Source organism: Micromonospora sp. NPDC049799 (assembly GCF_040656655.1).
Classification (GTDB): domain Bacteria; phylum Actinomycetota; class Actinomycetes; order Mycobacteriales; family Micromonosporaceae; genus Micromonospora.
Genome location: NZ_JBFAMU010000317.1, coordinates 1 through 5,801, shown reverse-complemented (window position 1 = coordinate 5,801; position 5,801 = coordinate 1). Strand labels below are relative to the sequence as shown.

1 protein-coding gene and 2 pseudogenes are annotated in these 5,801 nt (G+C 72.3%); 1 reads left to right on the top strand and 2 read right to left on the bottom strand.

Translation table 11 applies throughout. The annotated features are described in order from the left end of the window. A pseudogene (gltD, locus tag AB0I76_RS20930) lies at nucleotides 1-484 on the bottom strand (glutamate synthase); the annotation flags it as partial. After that, complete coding sequence (gene gltB / locus AB0I76_RS20925; protein ID WP_357037913.1) at nucleotides 477-5,153, bottom strand: glutamate synthase large subunit; 4,677 nt, start codon at nucleotides 5,151-5,153, stop codon at nucleotides 477-479. The pseudogene gltD and the gene gltB, both read right to left, overlap by 8 nt. A 157-nt stretch (nucleotides 5,154-5,310) precedes the next feature. On the opposite strand from gltB, the pseudogene AB0I76_RS20920 reads away from it, so the two are divergent. Next, a pseudogene (locus AB0I76_RS20920) lies at nucleotides 5,311-5,801 on the top strand (GNAT family N-acetyltransferase); the annotation flags it as partial.

Here is a 5,801-nt window from a genome sequence, read left to right as displayed (position 1 = left end):
GACGAAGACGTTGCTGAGGAAGGTCAGCGGGAAGAGCACCATCATGCTGACGCCCATCACGTTCTTCGGGCTGGTGCTGCGCAGCGAGAAGTCCGCCCGCGGCCGCGTCGGCGATCTCGACCTCGACCTGCTTGATGGTGACCGGCTCGCCGCCGGCGATGCCCAGGACGCACGCCGCCTCGCACGGCGCCGGGCAGAGCCGGCCGGTGAACTCCGGGAAGTTGTTGGTGGCGTGCAGCGACTCCACCGCGGCGTCCCAGTTGCCGGTGCGGACCAGGTCGTTCCAGTCCGGGATGCGGTTGCCCAGCGGGCAGCCGTCGTGACAGAACGGGATGCCGCAGTCCATGCAGCGGGTGGCCTGCTCCCGGACCAGCTCCTCACCGGCCGGCGGGTAGACCTCCCGCCAGTCGCTGATCCGCACCGGCACCGGGCGGCGGGCGGGGAGCCGCCGGTTGTAGCGCAGGAAACCGTTCGGGTCAGGCACGAGCCACCTCCTGGGCGACCGCCCGCGGGGCGGGCGGCAGCGGCGCGGTCGGCGCCGCGAGTGCGCTCATGACCGCGTCGTCGACGTCACGGCCGGCGGCTTCGGCGGCCCGCATGATCTCCAGCACCCGGCGGTAGTCCCGGGGCACCACCGCGGTGAACTCCTCCACCGCGTCCGGCCAGCGCTTGAGCAGCGACTCGGCGACCGCCGAGTCGGTCTCGGCGAAGTGTCGCTGCACCAGCTCGTGCAGCACCGACCGTTCCTCCTCGCGCAGCGGCGCCAGGTCGACCAGCTCGGCGTTGACCCGGCGCCGGTCCAGGTTCCACACGAACGCGGTGCCGCCGGACATGCCGGCCGCGAAGTTGCGCCCGGTCTGCCCGAGCACCACCACCGTGCCGCCGGTCATGTACTCGCAGCCGTGGTCGCCGACGCCCTCGACGACCGCCGACGCACCGGAGTTGCGGACCGCGAACCGCTCCCCCACCCGGCCCCGCAGGAACACCTCGCCCGCGGTGGCGCCGTACAGGATGGTGTTGCCCGCGATGATCTGGTCCTCGGCGCGCTCACCGGGCTCCGCGTCGCCGTCGACGAAGGGCGCGGCGTCGTCCGGGCGGACCACGAGCCGGCCGCCGGAGAGGCCCTTGCCGACGTAGTCGTTGGCGTCGCCGTGCAGCCGCAGGGTGACCCCGCGCGGCAGGAACGCGCCGAACGACTGGCCGGCGGTGCCGCGCAGGTCGAACTCGATGGTGTCGGTGGGCAGGCCGGTGCCGCCGAAGCGTCGGGTGACCTCACCCCCGAGCATCGCGCCGACACTGCGGTGCTCGTTGCGCACCGCGACCTCGACCCGGACCGGGGTGCCGTCGGTCAACGCCGGCGCGGCGAGCGCGATCAGCTCGTTGTCCAGGGCCAGCTCCAGGCCGTGGTCCTGCGCGCGTACGCCACGCCGGACGGCGTCGGCCGGCAGCTGCGGCAGGCGCAGGACCGGACCGAGGTCCAGCCCGCCGGCCTTCCAGTGGTCGATGGCCGGGGCGAGGTCGAGCAGCTCGGTCTGCCCGATCGCCTCCTCGATCGAGCGCAGGCCCAGCTCGGCCAGGTAACCGCGGACCTCCTCGGCGAGGAAGAGGAAGAAGTTCTCCACGAACTCCGGCCTGCCGGTGAAGCGCTCGCGCAGCACCGGGTTCTGCGTGGCGATGCCGACCGGACAGGTGTCCAGGTGGCAGACCCGCATCATCACGCAGCCCTCGACGATCAGCGGCGCGGTGGCGAAGCCGAACTCCTCGGCCCCGAGCAGCGCCGCGACCAGGACGTCCCGGCCGGTCTTGAGCTGGCCGTCGACCTGCACGGTGACCCGGTCCCGCAGCTTGTTCAGCAGAAGCGTCTGCTGCGCCTCGGCCAGGCCCAGCTCCCACGGGGTGCCGGCGTGCTTGAGCGAGTTCAGCGGGGACGCGCCGGTGCCGCCGTCGTGGCCGGAGATGAGGATGACGTCGGCCTTGAGCTTCGCCACGCCGGCCGCCACGGTGCCGACGCCGACCTCGCTGACCAGCTTGACGTGCACCCGCGCGGCCGGGTTGACGCACTTCAGGTCGTGCACCAGCTGGGCGAGGTCCTCGATGGAGTAGATGTCGTGGTGCGGCGGCGGGGAGATCAGGCCGACGCCCGGCGTGGCGTGCCGGGTGCGGGCGATCCACGGCCAGACCTTGTTGCCGGGCAGCTGGCCACCCTCGCCGGGCTTGGCGCCCTGGGCCATCTTGATCTGGATGTCGTCGGCGTTGACCAGGTACTCACTCGTCACGCCGAACCGGCCGCTGGCGATCTGCTTCACCGCGGAGCGGCGGGCCGGGTCGTGCAACCGCTCGACGTCCTCGCCGCCCTCGCCGGTGTTGGACTTGCCGCCGAGGCGGTTCATCGCGATCGCCAGGGTCTCGTGCGCCTCGGCCGAGATCGACCCGTACGACATCGCGCCGGTGGCGAACCGCTTGACGATCTCGCTGGCCGGCTCGACCTCCTCGATCGGCACCGGGGGCCGCACGCCGGTGCGCAGGGTGAACAGGCCGCGCAGTGAGCCGGCCCGCGCGGCCAGCTCGTCGACCTTGGCGGTGTACCGGCGGAAGACGTCGTACTGGCGGCTGCGGGTGGCGTGCTGGAGCAGGAAGACCGTCTCCGGGTTGAACAGGTGCAGCTCGCCCTCGCGTCGCCACTGGTACTCGCCGCCGACCTCCAGCCGGTCGGACGTCTCCGCACCGGGAGCGGGCCAGGCGCGGCCGTGCCGGGCGGCGACCTCGGCGTGGATCTCATTCAGCCCGATGCCACTGATCTTGCTCGGGGTGCCCCGGAAGTAGCGCTCGACCAGCCGGGTGTCCAGGCCGACCGCCTCGAAGACCTGCGCGCCGCAGTACGACGACACGGTCGAGATGCCCATCTTGGACATGATCTTCAGGACGCCCTTGCCGAGGCCCTTGACGTAGTTGCGGACCGCCTTCGCCGCGTCGACACCGACCAGCGCGCCGGTGGCGATCATGTCCTCGACCGACTCGAAGGCCAGGTACGGGTTGACCGCCGCGGCGCCGTACCCGATGAGCACGGCGGCGTGGTGCACCTCCCGGCAGTCGCCGGACTCGACGATCAGCGCCACCTGCGTACGCGTCTGCTCGCGCACCAGGTGCTGGTGCACCGCGGCGGTGAGCAGCAGCGACGGGATCGGGGCGAGGTCGGCGTTGGAGTCCCGGTCGGAGAGCACCAGGATGCGGACGCCGTCCTCGATCGCCTCGGAGACGTGCCGGCAGATCTCGGTCAGCCGGGCCTTGATCCCGGCCCCGCCCTCACGGATCCGGTAGAGCCCGGAGACCCGGACCGCCTTGAAGCCGGGCAGGTCGCCGTCCTCGTCGATCGAGAGGATCTTGGCCAGCTCGTCGTTGTCGATCACCGGGTACGGCAGGACGATCTGCCGGCAGCTCGCCGCCCCCGGGTCGAGCAGGTTGCCCTCCGGCCCGATGGTCGACGCCAGGCTGGTCACCAGCTCCTCCCGGATGGCGTCCAGGGGCGGGTTGGTGACCTGGGCGAAGAGCTGGTGGAAGTAGTCGTACAGCAGTCGCGGCCGGGTCGACAGCGGCGAGATCGGGGTGTCGGTGCCCATCGAGCCGATCGGCTCGGCACCGGCCCGCGCCATCGGCGCGAGGAGGATCTTCAGCTCCTCCTCGGTGTAGCCGAAGGTCTGCTGCCGGCGGCGCACCGAGTCGTGGGTGTAGACGATGTGCTCGCGCGCCGGCAGGTCGTCCAGCTCGATCAGGCCGGCGTGCAGCCACTCGTCGTACGGCTGCGCGGCGGCCAGCTCGGTCTTGATCTCCTCGTCGTGCACGATCCGGCCCGCCACGGTGTCGACCAGGAACATCTTCCCCGGCTGCAGACGGCCCTTGGCCACCACCCGCGCCGGGTCCAGGTCGAGCACGCCCGCCTCGCTGCCAAGCACCACGAGCCCGTCGTCCGTGCGCCACCAGCGGCCCGGGCGCAGGCCGTTGCGGTCCAGCACCGCACCGACGATCTCGCCGTCGGTGAAGGCGACCGAGGCCGGCCCGTCCCACGGCTCCATCAGGCTCGCGTGGAAGCGGTAGAACGCCCGCTTGTCGCCGCGCATGTCCGGGTCGTTCTCCCAGGCCTCCGGGATCATCATGAGCACCGCGTGCGGCAGGCTCCGCCCGGACAGGTGCAGCAGCTCCAGGACCTCGTCGAAGTTCGCCGAGTCGGACGCCGCCGGGGTGCACACCGGGAAGATCCGGCGGATGTTGCCGGGCAGGTTCGGGGTGCGCAGCAGCGCCTCCCGGGCCTGCATCCAGTTGCGGTTGCCGCGGATCGTGTTGATCTCACCGTTGTGGGCGATGAAGCGGTACGGGTGCGCCAGCGGCCACGACGGGAACGTGTTGGTGGAGAACCGGGAGTGCACCAGCGCGATCGCGCTGTCCACCCGCTCGTCGGTCAGCTCCGGGTAGAACGCGGGCAGCTGGTCGGGGGTCAGCATGCCCTTCCACACCATGGTCCGCCCGGACAGCGACGGGAAGTACGCGGGCACGCCCCGCTCGGCGGACTCCCGCTCGGCCTGCTTGCGGACGCAGAACGCCACCCGCTCGAGGTCGAGGCCGCCCAGCGGCGAGCCGGCCGGACCGGCGGGCGAGTCGGTGAGCCGGTGCGCGGCGAGGAACAGCTGCCGGACCCGGGGCATCGCCGCGAGGGCGGTCTCGCCGAGGCCGCTCGCGTCGACCGGGACGTTCCGCCAGCCGAGCACGTCCGCGCCCTCGACCAGCGCGTACTTCTCCACCACCCGGCGGGCGCGCGCCTCGTCGGCGTCGTCGTCGGGGAGGAAGACCAGGCCGGTGGCGTACTGGCCGGCCGGGGGCAGGGGAAAGTCGGCGACCGCACGCAGGAACGCGTCCGGAACCTGGATCATGATGCCCGCGCCGTCGCCGGTGTTGTGCTCCGCTCCCCGGGCGCCCCGGTGGTCCAGTCGGCAGAGCGCACCGAGACCGCTGGCCACGACCGCGTGCGAGCGCCGGCCGTGCAGGTCCGCCACGAAGGCCACGCCGCAGGCGTCGTGCTCGAACGCGGGGTCGTAGAGCCCGGCCGCGGGGGCGGCATCGTGCGGGGCCGGCTGCGGGGTGTGCGGGTACGGAAAGGCCACCGGGCCTCCTGTCGTCACTCAGGATGGATCTCTGGGTGGGGACGACGTCGGCCCTCAGGGGTCTATTGAGTCTACGTTAGGGGGGTCGGCGCAAGGCCAGTGCAGATTGATCACACCTTCCAGAGTCTGGGACGTGTAGTCTCGCGCGGTGGATCCGCTGCACAAGAACCTGTTCGACCGGTTGGAACGCTTCTATGACGGCGTGCCCCGGGACGTGGCGCGGGCGGAGGAACACGGCTCGCTGGTGCTCTTCGTCCGCGAGGGGGCCGGTTGGCCGTTCTACGCGCGGCCCCGGCTCGACGCCGCCGACGTACCCTCGCTGGCCGACGTGTCGTCGGTCCGGGAACGGCAGCGGGAACTGGGCGTGCCCGAGGCGTTCGAGTGGGTGCACGAAACCAGCCCGGACCTGCTCCCGGTGGTCCGCTCGGCTGGCCTGTCCGTGCTGGAGGCGCCCCTGATGGTGCTCGACCCGGCCGCCGTGCCCGACCCGGCGACGCTCACCGACGTACCGCTGCGGACGCTGGACCCCGACGCGCCCGGCTTCGCCGCCGACGTGGCGGCACATCTGGCTCGACTCGTCGCTGGCGTACAACCAGGTCAGCACCGGAGCGATGGCCACCGCCACGAGCGCCGCCGCGCCGAGGGCGA